The sequence below is a fragment of the Streptomyces cynarae genome (assembly GCF_025642135.1).
In the GTDB taxonomy this organism is placed as follows: Bacteria; Actinomycetota; Actinomycetes; order Streptomycetales; family Streptomycetaceae; genus Streptomyces; species Streptomyces cynarae.
In genome coordinates this window covers 5,555,000-5,573,319 of sequence record NZ_CP106793.1, presented here as the reverse complement: position 1 = coordinate 5,573,319, position 18,320 = coordinate 5,555,000, and the positions used below count along the sequence as shown (strand labels likewise).

At 70.7% G+C, this 18,320-nt stretch carries 13 protein-coding genes and 1 pseudogene; 10 read left to right on the top strand and 4 right to left on the bottom strand.

What is annotated here, in order from left to right; translation table 11 throughout:
* Nucleotides 1–15 precede the first annotated feature (15 nt).
* Entirely contained in the window at nt 16–534 is a 519-nt protein-coding gene (locus N8I84_RS25570) for a DUF4245 domain-containing protein (protein ID WP_263231787.1), read from the bottom strand.
* A 126-nt stretch (nt 535–660) separates the two neighbouring features.
* Here N8I84_RS25570 and glpX point away from each other — a divergent pair, with 126 nt between their 5' ends.
* Nucleotides 661–1,695 (top strand): class II fructose-bisphosphatase, encoded by a 1,035-nt coding sequence (gene glpX / locus N8I84_RS25565; RefSeq protein ID WP_263231785.1) that lies wholly within the window; start codon nt 661–663, stop codon nt 1,693–1,695.
* A gap of 126 nt (nt 1,696–1,821) precedes the next feature.
* Here the strand turns inward: glpX and N8I84_RS25560 are convergent, their stop codons facing one another.
* Together N8I84_RS25560 and N8I84_RS25555 are read right to left on the bottom strand one after the other, a co-directional pair.
* Nucleotides 1,822–2,193, bottom strand: a complete 372-nt coding sequence (locus N8I84_RS25560) for a WhiB family transcriptional regulator (protein ID WP_263231784.1) — start codon at nt 2,191–2,193, stop codon at nt 1,822–1,824.
* A gap of 163 nt (nt 2,194–2,356) precedes the next feature.
* Nucleotides 2,357–3,061: a DUF1707 SHOCT-like domain-containing protein gene (locus tag N8I84_RS25555; RefSeq protein ID WP_263231782.1), complete on the bottom strand. Its 705-nt coding sequence runs from the start codon at nt 3,059–3,061 to the stop codon at nt 2,357–2,359.
* Nucleotides 3,062–3,284: 223 nt separating this feature from the next.
* Here N8I84_RS25555 and N8I84_RS25550 point away from each other — a divergent pair, with 223 nt between their 5' ends.
* The 4 genes and pseudogenes from N8I84_RS25550 (at nt 3,285) to N8I84_RS25535 (ending at nt 10,651) form a co-directional block, all read left to right on the top strand.
* Nucleotides 3,285–4,961, top strand: a complete 1,677-nt coding sequence (locus N8I84_RS25550) for a fumarate hydratase (RefSeq protein WP_313884282.1) — start codon at nt 3,285–3,287, stop codon at nt 4,959–4,961.
* A 1,107-nt stretch (nt 4,962–6,068) separates the two neighbouring features.
* Nucleotides 6,069–7,454: a class II fumarate hydratase gene (locus N8I84_RS25545; RefSeq protein WP_263231780.1), complete on the top strand. Its 1,386-nt coding sequence runs from the start codon at nt 6,069–6,071 to the stop codon at nt 7,452–7,454.
* 95 nt (nt 7,455–7,549) lie between these two features.
* Nucleotides 7,550–8,260, top strand: coding sequence for a cytidylyl-2-hydroxypropylphosphonate hydrolase (gene fomD / locus N8I84_RS25540; protein WP_263231778.1), 711 nt, complete (start codon nt 7,550–7,552; stop codon nt 8,258–8,260).
* A 274-nt stretch (nt 8,261–8,534) separates the two neighbouring features.
* A pseudogene (locus N8I84_RS25535) lies at nt 8,535–10,651 on the top strand (SpoIIE family protein phosphatase).
* Nucleotides 10,652–10,742: 91 nt separating this feature from the next.
* Here N8I84_RS25535 and N8I84_RS25530 read toward each other — a convergent pair.
* Nucleotides 10,743–13,166 carry a transglycosylase domain-containing protein gene (locus N8I84_RS25530; RefSeq protein WP_263231776.1) on the bottom strand — a complete coding sequence of 808 codons (2,424 nt, stop codon included), beginning with the start codon at nt 13,164–13,166 and terminating at the stop codon, nt 10,743–10,745.
* A 237-nt stretch (nt 13,167–13,403) separates the two neighbouring features.
* Between N8I84_RS25530 and N8I84_RS25525 the strand changes: the two genes are divergently transcribed.
* The 5 genes from N8I84_RS25525 to N8I84_RS25505 all read left to right on the top strand — a co-directional run bounded on the left by N8I84_RS25525 (nt 13,404) and on the right by N8I84_RS25505 (nt 18,304).
* The gene (locus N8I84_RS25525; RefSeq protein ID WP_263231775.1) at nt 13,404–14,339 is read left to right on the top strand and encodes an SPFH domain-containing protein; all 936 of its coding nucleotides are present in this window, start codon (nt 13,404–13,406) and stop codon (nt 14,337–14,339) included.
* Nucleotides 14,336–14,584 (top strand): hypothetical protein, encoded by a 249-nt coding sequence (locus tag N8I84_RS25520; RefSeq protein WP_263231773.1) that lies wholly within the window; start codon nt 14,336–14,338, stop codon nt 14,582–14,584. Before N8I84_RS25525 ends, N8I84_RS25520 begins: the two co-directional genes overlap by 4 nt.
* 182 nt (nt 14,585–14,766) lie before the next feature.
* Nucleotides 14,767–15,291, top strand: coding sequence for a PadR family transcriptional regulator (locus tag N8I84_RS25515; RefSeq protein ID WP_263231772.1), 525 nt, complete (start codon nt 14,767–14,769; stop codon nt 15,289–15,291).
* Complete coding sequence (locus N8I84_RS25510) at nt 15,288–15,977, top strand: ABC transporter ATP-binding protein (RefSeq protein WP_200419071.1); 690 nt, start codon at nt 15,288–15,290, stop codon at nt 15,975–15,977. Before N8I84_RS25515 ends, N8I84_RS25510 begins: the two co-directional genes overlap by 4 nt.
* Nucleotides 15,974–18,304 carry an ABC transporter permease gene (locus N8I84_RS25505; RefSeq protein WP_263231770.1) on the top strand — a complete coding sequence of 777 codons (2,331 nt, stop codon included), beginning with the start codon at nt 15,974–15,976 and terminating at the stop codon, nt 18,302–18,304. Before N8I84_RS25510 ends, N8I84_RS25505 begins: the two co-directional genes overlap by 4 nt.
* Nucleotides 18,305–18,320: the final 16 nt, after the last annotated feature.

The window sequence follows — 18,320 nt, the reverse complement described above, 5'->3', positions numbered from 1 at the left end:
CTGCGCGGCACGTCGTCAGCCGGTCTTCAGCGCCTCCGCCATCTTCGTCAGCTGCGCGAACGACGCGGTGCCCGTCACCACGGTCGTGGCGCCCTTGCCCTTGAGTACGAGCGCGTCGTAGCGGCCGCCGGTGTAGCGCTGCCAGGTCTGGCCGCCGATGCGCTGGGTGGCCTTGGTCTCCTGTGCGCCCTGGCTGGCGTCGTCGACGAACGTGGACGCCCTCTCGGTGGACTGCTCGACCGCCACGTACTGCCCCTCGGGGTCCTGGAAGCCGAGGTGCCAGGCGTCGAAGGGTTCGTCCTGGAAACGCACCGAGGTGGCCTTCCAGGTGCCGGGCAGGCCTTCGGGCGCAGCGACCGGGTAGCTCGCGGCGCGGCGCGCGGTGAGCAGTTCGACGCGGTAGTCCACGGGCTTGAGGTCGGGGGCGTGGTCGTCATGGGGGATGAAGAGATAGATGATGCCCGCCATCAGCCCGACGAGGGCCAGGGAGAGAATCATGTCCCGGACCGTCTGCTTGCCTTTCATACCTGCCACGCCCCTATCGTCGCAGGTGCCTGGGTCTGCTCATCCGTGGGGTGCCCTGCTCATTTTGTCTGTCCGACGATAGAGTCGGGGCATCACCCTCATCCGGCCGTCGTCGTATCAGAAAGGTGCGCTCCGATGACCGAGAATCATCATCTGCCGTCCGAGCTCGAAGTTCCCTCCGAGGCCCCGGACCGCAACCTCGCCCTCGAACTCGTCCGGGTCACCGAGGCCGCCGCCATGGCCGCGGGCCGCTGGGTCGGCCGTGGCGACAAGAACGGCGCCGACGGCGCCGCGGTGCGCGCCATGCGCACCCTCGTCTCGACCGTGTCGATGAACGGCGTCGTCGTCATCGGCGAAGGGGAGAAGGACGAGGCCCCGATGCTCTTCAACGGGGAGCGGGTCGGCGACGGGACCGGCCCGGAGTGCGACATCGCCGTGGACCCGATCGACGGCACCACGCTCACCGCGAAGGGCATGCCGAACGCGATCGCGGTGCTGGCCGCCGCCGACCGCGGCACGATGTTCGACCCGTCCGCCGTCTTCTACATGGACAAGCTGGTCACCGGTCCGGAAGCGGCCGATTTCGTCGACATCAACGCGCCCGTCTCGGTGAACATCCGCCGGGTCGCCAAGGCCAAGCACTCCACCCCCGAGGACGTCACCGTCGTCATCCTCGACCGGCCGCGCCACGACGATCTGATCAGGGAGGTCCGCGAGACGGGCGCGCGCATCAAGCTCATCTCGGACGGCGACGTGGCCGGTTCGATCCTGGCGCTGCGCGAGGGCACCGGCATCGACCTGCTGCTCGGCATCGGCGGTACGCCCGAGGGCATCATCTCCGCCTGCGCGGTGAAGTGCCTGGGCGGCACCATCCAGGGCAAGCTGTGGCCGAAGGACGACGAGGAGCGGCACCGGGCCCTCGACGCGGGCCACGACCTCGACCGGGTGCTGACGACGGACGACCTGGTCTCCGGTGAGAACGTCTTCTTCGTCGCCACCGGCATCACGGACGGCGAGCTGCTGCGCGGGGTGCGCTACCGGTCGGAGACCGCCACCACCGACTCGATCGTCATGCGCTCGAAGTCCGGCACGGTCCGGCGGATCGACTCCGTTCACCGGCTGAGCAAGCTGCGCGCGTACAGCGCGATCGACTTCGACCGGGCGAAGTAGGCCCATACGGAAAGGGGCGCCCTCGGTGCGGAGAGGGCGCTCCTTTTCGTATGCGCCTGATACTTCTCGGCGGCCTGCTCCTTCTCGGCGGCCTGGTACCTCGTATGCGCCTGAATGCGCGGCCGTTCAGCCGGCCGCCGCTATCGTCCCCCGCGCGGCCTTCTTCAGTTCGACTTCGCGGCGGCGGCGCCGGGCCAGCACCACACGGCGTTCGGCGGCCGTGAGCCCGCCCCACACTCCGTACGGCTCGGGCTGCAGCAGCGCGTGTTCCCGGCATTCGACCATCACGGGACAGCGCGCACAGACCCGTTTGGCCGCCTCCTCGCGGGACAGCCGGGCCGCGGTGGGTTCCTTGGACGGGGCGAAGAACAGGCCGGCCTCGTCGCGCCGGCACACCGCCTCCGTGTGCCACGGGGCGTCCTGATCCCTGTCGCGCACTGGCACCCGCTGGTGCGGAACGTCAGCGACCTGCAGGGACGAATGCGGCGGTTGCAGCACGGTCTACTCCTGACGACGGCTTCGCGAGCGAGAGACGATGCAGCAAGGCCTACCCGCTGTGCGCGCGCCTATGCACTGAGTTCCCAACCGCAGGAACTCCAGGGGTTGTTCATGCCGCCGGAATGTGACCGGCGCATGCCGAGCCCGGCCGAATTCACAAGCGTCAACGGTCCAGGTGTTTGCGCAAAGCCTTGTCCGCCTTGTGCGACACGCGGTCGAGAATGTCGGCGACCGTCTTGCCGCGCTTGGGCTTCGCCTCCACGTTCCCGAACACGGCGAGTCCGTCGACATGGATGACGGGCGCGTCGGGATCCCCCGAATCCAGCGGGCTCACCTCGAAGTTGCCGAGCACGCCACCGCCGGTGCTGCGCAGCGAGACGTTCTCCGGGACGCGGATCTGCACGTCGCCGAAGACCGAGACCGCCTTGATCACCACCTGCTGGTACTCGAAGAGCGCCTCGCTGAGGTCGATCTCGACACTGCCGAAGATCGCGTACGCGTGCGTGCGGCGGCGGGGGCGCCAGCGGCCCCGGCGGATGGCGCTGCTGAAGACCGCCACCACGTTCTCGTCGGGCTCCCTCGGCATCGAAGCCTCAGCGGGCCGGCCCGGCGGGGCGGCGTACGCCCGGGCGGTGCGGCGCGGCTGGGCCGCGGGCAGGTCGCGGACGAACCGGTCGAGCTCACCGACCGTCTTGGCGTGCAGCACACCCTCGACGCGCTCGGCGTGCTCCTCGGCCGTGAGACGCCCCTCGGCGAGGGCGTCGCGCAGGATGTCGGTGATGCGGTCGCGGTCGGCGTCCGAGCAGCGCAGCTCTGCCGGGGCCACGGGCCGGTCGTCGGTCGGGGCGGGGCTCTTGTGAAGGTCCACGACAGCAGCGTAGCGAAACGCGATAGATCGCGACTAGCCCTCGAACGGTGCTGCGGAAAACCAGCCCGGGGAAGCGGCGGAATCCCCGACTCTCGAACCGTCGAAACGGGCCCTCGGGGCAGAACCCGATACTGAGCCCTACCTCACAGGTCCACGGTCAGACCCAGGTTCTACGCTGGTGGACGCTGCCAACGGAGGCCAGCCGCTGTCTGTCTAGTGAGGAATGGGCGAGATGCCTGAGTTCGCGTACACCGATCTGCTCCCCACGGGAGAGGACACCACCCCGTACCGGCTGGTGACGTCCGAGGGCGTCTCCACCGCCGAGGGACCCGACGGGCGTACGTTCCTCAAGGTGGAGCCGGAGGCGCTGCGCAAGCTGGCCGAGGAGGCCATCCACGACATCCAGCACTACCTGCGGCCCGCCCACCTCGCGCAGCTGCGCCGCATCATCGACGACCCGGAGGCCAGCGCCAACGACAAGTTCGTGGCCCTGGACCTGCTGAAGAACGCGAACATCGCGGCGGCGGGCGTGCTGCCGATGTGCCAGGACACGGGCACGGCGATCGTGATGGGCAAGCGCGGCCAGAACGTGCTGACGGAGGGCGAGGACGAGAAGGCCCTCTCCCGCGGCATCTACGACGCCTACACGAAGCTGAACCTGCGCTACTCGCAGATGGCTCCGCTGACCATGTGGGAGGAGAAGAACACCGGTTCGAACCTCCCGGCGCAGATCGAGCTGTACGCCACGGACGGCGGCGCCTACAAGTTCCTGTTCATGGCGAAGGGCGGCGGCAGCGCCAACAAGTCCTTCCTCTACCAGGAGACGAAGGCCGTCCTGAACGAGGCCTCCATGATGAAGTTCCTGGAGGAGAAGATCCGTTCGCTGGGTACGGCCGCGTGCCCGCCGTACCACCTGGCGATCGTCGTCGGCGGTACGAGCGCCGAGTACGCCCTGAAGACCGCGAAGTACGCCTCGGCGCACTACCTGGACGAGCTGCCGACCGAGGGCTCCGAGCTGGGGCACGGCTTCCGTGACAAGGAGCTGGAGGAGAAGGTCTTCGAGCTGACGCAGAAGATCGGGATCGGGGCGCAGTTCGGCGGCAAGTACTTCTGCCACGACGTGCGCGTGGTGCGTCTCCCGCGGCACGGGGCGTCCTGCCCGGTGGCGATCGCGGTGTCGTGCTCGGCGGACCGGCAGGCCGTCGCCAAGATCACGGCGGAAGGCGTGTTCCTGGAGCAGCTGGAGACGGACCCGGCCCGCTTCCTGCCGGACACCACGGACGCCCACCTGGACGAGGGCGAGGTCGTGAAGATCGACCTGAACCAGCCGATGGAGGCGATCCTCGCCGAACTGACGAAGTACCCGGTCAAGACCCGTCTGTCCCTGACGGGCCCGCTGGTCGTCGCCCGGGACATCGCCCACGCGAAGATCAAGGAACGCCTGGACGCGGGCGAGGAGATGCCGCAGTACCTGAAGGACCACCCGGTGTACTACGCCGGCCCGGCGAAGACCCCCGAGGGCTACGCCTCGGGCTCCTTCGGCCCGACGACGGCCGGCCGCATGGACTCCTACGTCGAGCAGTTCCAGGCGGCGGGCGGCTCGAAGGTGATGCTGGCGAAGGGCAACCGGAGCAAGCAGGTCACGGACGCGTGTGCCGCGCACGGCGGCTTCTACCTGGGTTCCATCGGCGGCCCGGCGGCCCGCCTCGCCCAGGACTGCATCAAGAAGGTCGAGGTCCTCGAGTACGAGGAGCTGGGCATGGAGGCGGTCTGGAAGATCGAGGTGGAGGATTTCCCGGCGTTCATCGTGGTCGACGACAAGGGCAACGACTTCTTCAAGGACCCGGCGCCCCAGCCGACGTTCACGTCGATCCCGGTGCGGGGACCGGGGCTGGCGTAACCCTCCGGGTACGGCGGGGGGCTACCCCTGGGGTTCCGCCCCCGCCGCCCCTACCCGTCCCACCTCCAGGGGCTCCACCCCTTCAACCCCACCAGGGGCTCCGCCCCTGCAGCCCCGGCGGGGACTGTGCCCCCTGCACCCCGCTTGGGCTTCGCCCCAGACCCCGGGCGGGGACCGCGTCCTCTGCCCCACCAGGGGCTCCGCCCCTGCAACCCCGGCAGGGACTGCGCCCCCCGCACCCCGCTTGAGCTTCGCCCCAGACCCCGGGCGGGGACCGCGTCCTCTGCCCCACCAGGGGCTCCGCCCCAGACCCCGTCCGGGGACCGCGTCCTCTGCCCCACCAGGGGCTCCGCCCCTGCAACCCCAGCGGGGACTGCGCCCCCCCGCACCCCGCTTGAGCTTCGCCCCAGACCACGGGCGGGGACCGCGTCCTCTGCCCCACCAGGGGCTCCGCCCCTGCAACCCCAGCGGGGACTGCGCCCCCCGCACCCCGCTTGAGCTTCGCCCCAGACCACGGGCGGGGACCGCGTCCTCTGCCCCACCAGGGGCTCCGCCCCTGCAACCCCGGCAGGGACTGCGTCCCCAACCCCGCTGGGGCTCCGCCCCCAACCCCACCAGGGGCTCCGCCCCTGGAACCCGGCGGGTGCTGTGTCCCCTGGCACCCCTCGCGGGGCTCCGCCCCCAGCTCCGGCGGAGACTGCGTCCCCCTGGGACTCCGTCCCCAGCCCCGGCGGGGACTGCGCCCCCTGAGCCCGCTGAGCCCCTCGCGGGGCTCCGCCCCTGCCCCCATGGGGCCTCCGCCTCAGACCCCGTCCGGGGGCCCGGCCCCCGGACCCCCGCTCCTCAAACGCCGGAGGGGCTGAATTCCCCGCCGGAGGGGCTGCTGTGTCAGCGCCGGTCGGCATCACTCAGCCCGTCTGGGGTCCCCCTGTTCGAAGAGCTCGGGGGAGTTCGAGGACGAGGCCGTCAAGGCCGACAGCGGGGGTCTGGGGGCGCAGCGCCCAGGGTCGCGGCGGGGGTGGACGGCGGCCGGGGGCGCCCACCGGTGCGCGCCCCCGTCCGGCCCACCCCCGGAACAACCCCGCCCTCCCCCGCGCTGTACCCGGCATGAGCGAATACCGCATCGAGCACGACTCCATGGGCGAGGTCCAGGTCCCCCTCCACGCCAAGTGGCGCGCGCAGACACAGCGTGCCGTGGAGAACTTCCCCGTCTCCGGGCAGCGGATCGAGCGTGCGCACATCGAGGCGCTCGCCCGCATCAAGGCCGCCGCCGCCAAGGTCAACGCGGAGCTCGGCGTGCTCGACAAGGACGTCGCCGACGCCATTCAGGAGGCCGCCGCCGAGGTGGCCGAGGGCCGGTGGGACGAGCACTTCCCCGTCGACGTCTTCCAGACGGGCTCCGGCACCTCCTCCAACATGAACACCAACGAGGTCATCGCCACCCTCGCCACCGAGCGCCTCGGCCGGGACGTGCACCCGAACGACCACGTCAACGCGTCGCAGTCGTCCAACGACGTCTTCCCCTCCTCCCTCCACATCGCCGCCGCGGCCGCCGTCAGCCGGGACCTCGTCCCCGCCCTCGACCACCTCGCCACCTCCCTCGAACGCAAGGCCGAGGAGTTCGCCGATGTGGTGAAGTCCGGCCGGACGCACCTCATGGACGCCACGCCCGTGACACTCGGTCAGGAGTTCGGCGGGTACGCCGCACAGGTGCGGTACGGCATCGAGCGGCTCACCGCCTCCCTCCCCCGCCTCGCCGAACTCCCCCTCGGCGGCACCGCCGTCGGCACCGGCATCAACACCCCGCCCGGTTTCTCCGCCGCCGTCATCGCCGAGATCGCCCGCACCACCGGCCTGCCGCTCACCGAGGCCCGCAACCACTTCGAGGCCCAGGGCGCCCGGGACGGGATCGTGGAGATCAGCGGGCAACTGCGGACCATCGCCGTGGGATTCACGAAGATCGCGAATGATCTTCGGTGGATGGCCTCCGGGCCGCGCACCGGCCTCGCCGAGATCAGCCTCCCCGACCTGCAGCCCGGCTCCTCGATCATGCCCGGCAAGGTCAACCCCGTGATCCCCGAGGCCGTTCTCATGGTCGCCGCCCAGGTCATCGGGAACGACGCCACCGTGGCCACCGCCGGCGCCTCCGGCAACTTCGAGCTCAACGTGATGATGCCGGTCATCGCCAAGAACGTGCTGGAGTCCGTCCGGCTCCTCGCCAATGTCTCGCGGCTCCTCGCCGACCGCACGATCGACGGCATCGTCGCCCACCGAGAACGCTCCCGCGAGTACGCCGAGTCGTCACCGTCCGTCGTCACGCCGCTCAACCGGTACATCGGCTACGAAGAGGCCGCGAAGGTCGCGAAGAAGGCGCTCGCCGAGCGCAAGACGATCCGTCAAGTCGTCCTGGAGTCGGGCTACGTGGACCGCGGCGACCTCACCCTCGACCAGCTCGACGAGGCGCTCGATGTCCTGCGGATGACACACCCGTAACGCCTCGCCCCATATCGACGCACATCACCCGCCCATGACGCGAACCGATGACACGCACCACAGCGTCGTATGCCTGGGGCACCTAATATCTGTGCATGGCAGAGGGTGGAGCGGTGAGACGAGTGGAAGCGGGCGAGGCGGGCGAAGCCGACGGAGTGACGGGACGTTGGGCGCCTGGTGACCAGATCCTGTGGCGGTACCGGGAGAACGCGGGCGAGCGCTTCCACATCGCCCGCCCCGTGACCGTCGTACGCGACGACTCCGACCTGCTCGCCGTGTGGATGGCACCGGGGACGACATGCGTGCGGCCCGTCCTCGCCGACGGCACGCCGCTGCACGCCGAACCGCTCCAGACCCGCTACACCAAGCCGCGAACCGTGCAGCTCGACCGCTGGTTCGGCACCGGCGTGCTCAAGCTGGCCCGGCCCGGGGAACCCTGGTCGGTGTGGCTGTTCTGGGACCCGGGCTGGCGCTTCAAGAACTGGTACGTCAACCTGGAGGAGCCGCTGGTGCGCTGGGTCGGCGGTGTCGACTCCGAGGACCATTTCCTGGACATCTGCGTCTACCCGGACCGAAGTTGGGGCTGGCGCGACGAGGACGAGTTCGCACAGGCCCAGCAGGACGGCCTGATCGACGCTCAGCTCGCCGAGCGGGTACGGGAGGCGGGACGATCCGCGGTGGAGGTGATCCGTGCCTGGGGCACACCGTTCTCGGACGGCTGGCAGCACTGGCGTCCCGATCCGTCCTGGTCGGTGCCGCGGCTGCCGGACGACTGGGACCGCACTCCCGCGTACATGACGTCATGAGACCCTTGTTGCGCCCCCGCGGTACAACCGTAGGATCGTCCTCCGCAAGGGCGCACCACAGCAACTCCCGCAGTAAGCGCTGGGCTTGACCGAACGTCACCGAGGGGCGGCAGGACGTGAGCGAGGGGTACGAGGGCCAGACCGGGACGGCTCGTCCGACCGGTGCACCAGGAACGGCGTGTGACCTGGCGGGAAATCCGTTCCTGGGGCATGTATTCCGGGTATCGGCTTCACGACGGGACGAACTGCACGCACGGCGCGCAGCCCCGGACGGATGGATTCGACACGCGTGACGGAGCACCCGACCTCCCACGAGCGCCCCCAACCGGGCGGCGGCCCCGCGGAGCCCCGCGGGGCGCTCCTGCGTACCTCGGAGCCGCTGATCGCCCCGCCGGCCACGGCCTTACCCGCACAGACCCGGGCGGGCGACACGCCCGCCTCTCCCGCCGCGCCGCCGCCCTGCGCCCAGCACGGATCGCCGGGCTCTCCGGGCGGCGCTTCCACCCCGCTGCCCGCGGCGGGCGGCACCGAGCACTCCCAGCCGGCCGCGGACGAGCCCGACACGCACCGGCCGCGCCCGGCCCCGGAGGTGATCCCGGTCCAGCCGAGCGGGGAGCAGAACCGTCCCGTCGCCCTGCCCGACGGCAAGGAGCGGCGCACCGGTCAGGGCCGCCGAGCGGGCCCATGCCGATGCGGCGCGACGGCGACCGGCTGCGTTTCGTGGGCGCCGCGACCCGGCGGATCGCCCGCGGCATCGACCTGGACGAGATCGTCATGGGCCTGTGCCGGGCCACGGTGCCGACGTTCTCGGACGCGATCCTCGTGTATCTGCGCGACCCGCTGCCGGTGGGCGACGAGCGTCCCACCGGGCCCCTGGTGCTGCGGTTGCGGCGCACCGACCGGATACCGCAGGAGCGGGACCTGGAGGACGGCATCCTGCCGGTTCCGGTGCCGGAGGACTCCGGGGTCGTGGAGCTGAGCAACGAGCTGTGCGAGGTGCGCCCCGGCGGTGCGCTCGCCGAGGTGCTGCGCGGGGTGCGGCCGGTGTTCGCGGACGCGCCCGCCGCCCGGGCCGCGCTGCCCGAACTGCTCGGCGACGACCTGGCGGTGCCCCCGGGCCAGCGCGCCATCCTCGCGCCGCTGCGCGGACGGCGCCGGGTGATCGGTGCCGTGCTGTTCCTGCGCCGCGCGGAGCGCCTTGCGTTCGAGGCGGACGACCTGCTGGTCGCCGCGCAGCTCGCCACGCACAGCGCGCTCGGCATCGACAAGGCGGTGCTGTACGGCCGTGAGGCGTACATCGCGGACGAGTTGCAGCGCACCATGCTGCCGGAGACGCTGCCGAACCCGACGGGCGTACGGCTGGCGTCCCGCTATCTGCCCGCCGCGGAGACCGCGCGGGTCGGCGGCGACTGGTACGACGCGATTCCACTGCCGGGCAGCCGGGTCGCGCTCGTCGTGGGCGACGTGATGGGCCACTCCATGACGTCCGCGGCGATCATGGGGCAGCTGCGGACGACGGCCCAGACGCTGGCCGGGCTCGACCTGCCGCCGCAGGAGGTGCTGCACCACCTGGACGAGCAGGCGCAGCGGCTCGGCACCGACCGCATGGCGACCTGCCTGTACGCGGTGTACGACCCGGTCTCGCACCGGATCACCATCGCCAACGCGGGCCATCCGCCGCCGGTGCTGCTGCATCTGGGCGGCCGTGCCGAGGTGCTGCGGGTGCCCGCGGGCGCGCCCATCGGCGTGGGCGGGGTGGACTTCGAGGCGGTGGAGCTGGACGCCCCGGCAGGCGCGACCCTGCTGCTGTACACCGACGGGCTGGTCGAGTCGCGTCTGCGGGACGTGTGGACCGGCATAGAGCAGCTGCGGGAGAAGCTCGCCGCGACCGCCCGGATCACCGGCGCCGACCACCCGCCGCCGCTGGAGGCGTTGTGCGACGAGGTGCTCGACATGCTCGGGCCCGGCGACCGCGACGACGACATCGCGCTGCTGGCCGCCCGTTTCGACGGGATCGCCCCGAGCGACGTCGCGTACTGGGTGCTGGAGCCCGAGGACGCGGCGCCGAGCCGGGCGAGGCGGCTGGCGCGCCGGGCGCTCGACCGCTGGGGGCTCCAGGAGCTGACGGACTCGGTGGAGCTGCTGGTCAGCGAGGTCGTCACGAACGCCGTGCGGTATGCGACGCGTCCGATCACGCTCCGGCTGCTGCGCACCGACGTGCTGCGCTGCGAGGTGGGCGACGACGTGCCGCAGCTGCCGCGTCTGCGGCAGGCACGGGCCACGGACGAGGGCGGCCGGGGCCTTTACCTGGTGAACCGGCTGGCTCGGCGCTGGGGTGCGACCCGGCTGAGCACCGGCAAGGTGGTCTGGTTCGAGCTGAACCGAGGCTGAGAACCTGCCTGCGGAGACAGGCTCTGAGGTACGACAGCGCGAAGGGCGCCCGGTGGCCGGTCCACCGGGCGCCCTTCGCGTACGACAGCGCCTACTGCCCGCCCTTCGGGCCCTTCGGGTCGAGCGGGTTCTCCGGCGGCGTCGGCGTCGACGGGGAGTTGGTCGCCGACGGCGGGGCCGAGCTCGTCGGAGGCCTGCTCGTCGTGGGCGAGCTCGACGGCGGGGCCGAGCTCGTCGGGGGCTGGGTCGTCGGCTTCTGCGAGGTCGGCGTCGACGACGGCGTGGTGGTCGGCGACTGCGAGAGTGTCGGCGTCACGCTCGGCTGGACCGCCGCGCCCTGGGTGGTGTCCAGGTCGAACTTGCTGACCTCGCCCATCGCCTCGAAGGTGTACGCCGCCCAGATGAGGGCCGGGTAGCTACCGCCGTTGATACGGCCGCTGGGGCTGCCCGGGACGTGGCCCGTGGCGCCCGTCATGGGAACCTGGGCGTGGGTCTTGGGGTCCTCGCCGAACAGGCCGACGGAGGTCACCAGGTTGGGCGTGAAGCCGGTGAACCAGGCCGACTTGTTGTTGTCGGACGTTCCCGTCTTGCCGGCGACCTGCTGGCCGTCGCGCGCCGGGTTGGCCGCCACCGACGTCTTGGCCGTACCGTCGTCGACCACGCCGGTGAGCACCGAGGTCACCGTGTCGGCGGCCTCGCGGGTGATGACCTGGTCGCCTATCGGGTTCGGGAAGGTGACCGCGGTGTTGTCGCGCTCGGCCGACTTGATGATCGTCGGGGTGACCTTCTTGCCGTGGTTGTCGAGGGTGGCGTAGATGCCGGCCATCTCCATCGGGCTCGCACCCATGGAGCCCAGCGTCTGCGCGGGAACCGCCTGCATTCCCTTGGTGTCCATGCCGAGCTTGCCGGCGACCTTCATCACCTCGGCCATGCCCACGTCGACACCCATCTGCGCGAAGACGGAGTTGACGGAGTCGTTCATCGCCGTCTGGACGGTGATGGGTCCGTAGTCCTGGTCGTCCTCGTTCGGCGGGGCGAAGCCGACCTTGGTGCCGTTGTCCACGACCTGGCGGCCGCTGGTGCCGTCGTAGATCGTGTTCGCGTCGATCTGTCGGCCGTCCTGGGTCTTGGCGCCCTCGTCCAGGGCGGCGGCGAGGATGACCGGCTTGAACGTGGAGGCGGGCTGGTAGTCCCGGCGCGTCGCGTTGTTGGTGTAGTGCTTGAAGTAGTCGACGCCGCCGTAGAGGGCGAGGACCTTGCCGGTCTTCGGGTCGACGGAGACGGCACCGGCCTGGACGGCGCCGTCGACGGCACGCTTCTTCTGGTCGAGCTTGCTGGTCAGTTGCTGCTTGACGGTCCGCTCCAGCTCGGTCTGCTTCTTCTTGTCGACGTTCAGCGTGATCGTCCAGCCGCCCTTGGTGATGAGCGCCTCGGCGTCGCTGAGGGTGGAGGCGGTGCCCTGGGCGACGAGCTGCTTCTCCAGCGCCGCGTTGGCCGCGTCGACCAGGTAGCCGGTCTGCCCCTCCATGCCGGGCGCGCCCTTGGGCGCCAGGGGCACCGGGAACTTCATGGCCTGGCGCTTGCCCTCGTCCAGCCAGTGCATCTGGACCATGTTGTTCAGGACGTAGTTCCAGCGCTGCTGCACCAGCGTCTTGCCGGTGTCGGTGGCGATCGCCCAGTCGTACTGGTTCGGCGCCTGGAGCAGCGCGGCCAGGTACGCGCCCTGCTCGACCGTGAGGTTCTTGGCGTCCTTGTGGTAGTAGGCCTGCGCCGCGGCCTGGATGCCGTAGGCGCCCCGTCCGTAGTAGCTGGTGTTGATGTAGCCCGCGAGGATGTAGTCCTTGGACTTCTTGCGGTCCAGTTTCAGCGAGATGACCAGTTCCTTCAGCTTGCGCGTGACGGTCTGGTTCTGGGTCAGGTAGTAGTTCTTGACGTACTGCTGGGTGATCGTCGAACCGCCCTGCGCGCCCTTGCCGGAGAGGGTGTTGAGGATGCCGCGGGCCGTGCCCCTCAGGTCGACGCCCGCGTCCTGGTAGAAGGTCTTGTTCTCGGCCGCGACGAAGGTGTGCTGGACGGGCTTGGGGACCTCGGCGAGGTCGACCGTCTCCCGGTTGAGCTTGCCGCTGCGGGTGAGGATCGAGCCGTCGCTGTACTTGTAGACGTTGCTCTGCAGCATGGCGTCGGCGTTCGCCGTCGGGATGGGAGTCATCACGTACAGCGCCACGAACGCGCCCATGACCAGCAGCACGAAGCCGAAGAGCGAGCCGAGGACCGTCTTCCAGGTGAAGAACCGGCGTATGCCGCTCTTACCAGTCTTGCCGTTCTTGCCGTTCTTTCCGCGGGTCCTGGCGGCCCGCGCGGCGGCCCGGCCGCCGACCGGCGCTCCGTCCGGGCTGACCGTGCCGACCGCGCCCACCGCGCCGACCGACGCGGACCCGGTAGTCCTGGGCGAGCGCTTGGGCGCCGCGCGGCGGCCAGCGCGCTGCCGCGCTCGTCTCTCTTCCGCTCGTCCCATGGGTCGATCCGCTCCGCTTCACTCTCGTGGGTCACACAGGTGCGTGGTTCAGGTCAGCTCAGAAAGCTAACACCGCGCGGTATGACAAAGGGTTGTCGATCACGTCTTTTGCGGACGTGAGATCCAGCACCCGCCCCATCGAAACCGACGATCAGGAGGGGTGAAAGGTTGTTCGGGCGGGTAATGTGATATCACTTGGCTAGATCGAAGATAGAGACGAACCGGGGGAGACCGCCCATGTCGACACAAGCCGCGTCCGCCGCCACGGACATACCGGAGATGCCCAGCCCGCGCGTGCGGGAGTTCCCGGCGCACAGCATCGGTGGCGGACTGGCGCTGCTGCTCGGGCTGGTGGGGCTGGCCCTGGGCGCCGGCCTGATCGCCGGCGGCGTGACGGTCGCCGCGTCCGGCGTCAAGGCCGCGCTCATCGTCGCCGGCGTACTGATCGGCCTCGCGGCGTTCCTCGCGATGTGCGGTCTGAACACGGTGGCGCCGGGCGAGGCACGGGTGGTGCAGCTCTTCGGACGCTACCGCGGCACCATCCGGCAGGACGGGCTGCGCTGGGTGAACCCCTTCACCTCGCGCACGAAGATCTCGACCCGGGTCCGTAATCACGAGACCGCCGTCCTGAAGGTCAACGACGCCTACGGCAACCCGATCGAGCTGGCCGCGGTGGTGGTCTGGAAGGTGGAGGACACGGCCCAGGCCACCTTCGAGGTCGACGACTTCCTGGAGTTCGTCGCCACACAGACCGAGGCCGCCGTGCGGCACATCGCGATCGAGTACCCGTACGACGCCCACGAGGAGGACGGGCTCTCGCTGCGCGGCAACGCCGAGGAGATCACCGAGAAGCTGGCCGCCGAGCTGCACGCGCGCGTGGAGGCCGCCGGGGTGCGGATCATCGAGTCGCGGTTCACGCACCTCGCGTACGCTCCGGAGATCGCGTCCGCGATGCTCCAGCGGCAGCAGGCCGGGGCGGTGGTCGCGGCGCGGCGGCAGATCGTCGACGGCGCGGTCGGGATGGTCGAGGCGGCGCTCGCCCGGATCGGGGAGCGGGACATCGTGGAGCTGGACGAGGAGCGGAAGGCGGCGATGGTGTCGAACCTGATGGTGGTGCTGTGCGGGGACCGGGCGCCGCAGCCGGTCCTGAACACGGGGTCGCTCTACCAGTGAGGGTTCCCTCCGGGGGCGCGGACCCCCAGCGTCGGCCGCAGCAGCGCAAGCAGGTGCTGTTGCGGCTCGACCCGTCGGTGTACGAGGCGCTCGCGCGGTGGGCGTCGGACGAACTGCGCTCGGCGAACGCTCAGATCGAGTTCCTGCTGCGGCGGGCTCTGGCGGAGGCGGGGCGCCTGCCGCGCGAGGCGAAGCCGATCCCCCGCCGGGGGCGACCGCCGGCTTCGGACGAGCCGGAAGCGTAGGTGCCGTCCGGGAGCTCCGACGCCCAGCCCCGCGCTGGACGCACCGGTACCGCCCGGCCCCGCGGCAGTACGTGTAGCAGAACCGTGACAATCGAGCGCCACCTGCACGGAGTCACCGCCTGCCACAGCCTATACGCGCCATGTATACGCCAGGTGTATACGCCGTGTGTACAGTGCTCTGCATGTCCATCGGTCACACCCTCCTCGGACTCCTGGAGTCCGGGCCCCGCCACGGTTACGACCTGAAGCGGGCCTTCGACGAGAAGTTCGGTCATGACCGGCCGCTGCACTACGGCCAGGTCTACTCGACGATGTCCCGGCTGCTGAAGAACGGGCTCGTCGAGGTCGACGGGATCGAGCCCGGCGGCGGGCCGGAGCGCAAGCGCTACGCGATCACCGATGCAGGCGTCACCGACGTCCAGCGGTGGCTGGCGACGCCGGAGAAGCCCGAGCCGTATCTGCAGTCGACCCTGTACACCAAGGTCGTCATCGCCCTGCTCACGCACCGCGACGCGGCCGGCATCCTCGACACCCAGCGTGCCGAGCACCTGCGGATGATGCGGATCCTGACCGACCGCAAACGCAAGGGCGACCTGGCCGACCAGCTGATCTGCGATCACGCCCTGTTCCACCTGGAGGCTGATCTGCGCTGGCTCGAACTGACCGCCGCACGCCTGGCCAAGCTCGCCGAGGCGGTGGCCCAGTGACTGCTCCCGCCGGTTCCCTGCTCGCCGCCGAGGGCCTGCGCAAGGCGTACGGACCCACCCTCGCCCTGGACGGCGCTGAGTTCTCCATCCACCCCGGCGAGATCGTCGCCGTGATGGGCCCCTCCGGGTCGGGCAAGTCGACCCTGCTGCACTGCCTGGCCGGGATCGTGCCGCCCGACGCCGGCTCCATCGTCTACAACGGCCGCGAGATGGCCGGTATGAGCGATGCCCAACGCAGCCTGCTGCGCCGCAGCGAGTTCGGGTTCGTCTTCCAGTTCGGCCAGCTCGTCCCCGAGCTGACCTGTGTGGAGAACGTGGCGCTGCCGCTGCGGCTGAACGGCACCTCCCGCAAACAGGCCGAGCAGACCGCGCTGTCATGGATGGCCCGGCTCGAGGTCGACGACCTCGCGGGCAAGCGGCCCGGTGAGATATCCGGCGGCCAGGGCCAGCGCGTGGCCGTGGCCCGCGCCCTGGTCACGAACCCGCGCGTGCTCTTCGCCGACGAACCCACCGGTGCCCTCGACTCGCTCAACGGCGAGCGCGTGATGGAACTGCTCACGGAGGCGGCCCGCTCCACCAACGCCGCCGTCGTCCTGGTCACGCACGAGGCGCGGGTGGCGGCCTACTCCGACCGCGAGATCGTCGTACGCGACGGCAAGTCCCGGGACATGGAGCGCCTCGTATGAAGCTCCGTCAGTGGTCGAGAGACCTGGTGATGGGTGCCAGGTTCGCGTTCAGCAGTGGGCGCGAGGGATGGGTCCGGCTCCTGCTGACCGGCTTCGGCGTCGGTCTCGGCGTGGCGCTGCTCCTGCTCACCACCGCGCTCCCCAACGCGATCGCGGTGCGGCAGGCACGGAACGACGCGCGCGCGGACCACACCTACAGCCAGGAGAAGAAGCCGAAGGCCGACAACACCCTGGTGATCGCCGACATCGACACCACGTACCGGCAGAAGGACGTCCGCGGACGGCTGATGGAGCCCGAGGGCGCCCGGGCACCGCTGCCGCCCGGCCTCGACAGGTTCCCGGAGCCGGGCACGATGGTCGTCTCGCCCGCACTGCAGAAACTGCTCCAGTCCGACGACGGAGCCCTGCTGCGGCAGCGGCTGCCGTACCGGATCACCGGCACCATCGCGGAGAGCGGGCTCATCGGCTCGCACGAACTGGCCTACTACGCGGGCGCCAAGGGGCTCGCCGCGAAGATCGACCCCCCGAACGTGGCCCGGATCGACATGTTCGGGGACGAAGAACCCACGTCCGAGAAGACGGACCCCGTCCTTCTCCTGCTGACCCTGGTCGTCTTCGTCGTCCTGCTCATGCCCGTCGGCGTCTTCATCGCCGCGGCCGTGCGGTTCGGCGGCGAGCGGCGCGACCGCAGGCTGGCGGCGCTGCGGCTCGTGGGTTCGGACAGCGGGATGACCCGGCGGATCGCCGCCGGCGAGGCGCTCGCGGGGTCACTGCTCGGACTGCTCTTCGGCACCGGGTTCTTCCTGCTCGGCCGTCAGCTCGCCGCATCCGTCGAGGTGTTCGGCGTCAGCGTCTTCCCCAGCTACATGAACCCCTCTCCCACGCTGGCCCTGCTCGTGGCGGTCGCGGTCCCGGCGGCCGCGGTCATGGTCACCCTGTTCGCGCTGCGCGGGGTCGTCATCGAACCGCTGGGCGTGGTGCGCACGGCGAAGCCCGCGCGGCGCAGGCTGTGGTGGCGCCTGCTGCTGCCGCTGGCCGGGCTCGCGATGCTCTACCCGATGCTCGGCAAGGGCCACACCAACGGGAACTTCAACGAGTACCTGGTCGTCGGGGGCGTCCTGTTGCTGCTGGTGGGCGTCACCGCGCTGCTGCCGTGGGTCGTCGAGACGGTCGTGGCCCGACTGAACTCCGGTGGCGTAGCCTGGCAACTTGCCGTTCGCAGGCTCCAGTTGAGCAGCGGCACCGCCGCCCGCATGGTCAACGGCATCGCCGTGGCGGTGGCCGGCGCGATCGCCCTGCAGATGCTGTTCTCCGGCGTCGAGGGCGACTACACGAAGCAGTCGCGGCAGAACGTGTCACGGGCGCAGATGCAGGTGAGCCTGCCGAGCGACGTCCGGGTCGCCCCAGCCGCCGAGGAGTTCGGCCGGACCAAGGGCGTGCGCCAGGTCATGGCATTCTCCGGTTCGGAGATGGGCGACCGGCGCAAGGACCCACAGACCAGCAGTGACGTGACCGTCGGCGACTGCGCGGCCCTGCGCGAGGTGGCACACCTGCCCTCATGCCGGGAGGGCGACGTCTTCGTGCTGCGGGGCGCCGAATACGACACCGACACGCCGGCCCTGGCCAAGCCGGGCCGCACCCTGTACCTCGACCCCTCGTACGGCGGCGAGAAGGGCACGGAGTTCGCCTGGACGGTGCCGCAGGGCCTCAAGCAGGCGCAGTCCCGTGAGGACCCGACCGGTGTGCGGCGCGGCGGTTTCCTGTTCACCCGCGGCGCCCTGCCCACACAGGCGGAGCGTGGCTTCCGGGGGGAGATCTACCTGGCGCTCGACCGCTCGGTTCCGGACGCCCCCGACCTGGTACGGAACACCGCGGCGCGGGTCGCCCCGTACTCGACCCCCATGACCTGGGCGGCCACCGAGCAGTCGGTGCGGTTCACCTCCATCCGCAGGGGGTTGTTCGTCGGCGCCACGTGCGTGCTGATGCTGATCGGCGCGAGCCTGCTCGTCTCCCAGCTCGAGCAGTTGCGCGAGCGCAAGAAGCTGCTGTCGTCGCTGGTCGCCTTCGGCACCCGGCGCCGCACGCTGAGCCTGTCGGTGCTGTGGCAGACGGCGATCCCCATCGCGCTCGGCCTGCTGCTGGCCTCGGTGGTCGGTCTGACGCTGGGCGCCGTCCTGCTGAAGATGTCCGCCGCCACGGTGAGCGTGGACTGGGCGAGCGTGCTGACGATGACCGGTATCGGGGCGGGGGTCGTGCTGCTGGTCACCGGGCTCAGCCTGCCGCCGCTGCTGCGGCTGATGCGGCCGGACGGACTGCGCACGGAGTAGCCGGTGCGGGGCCCGG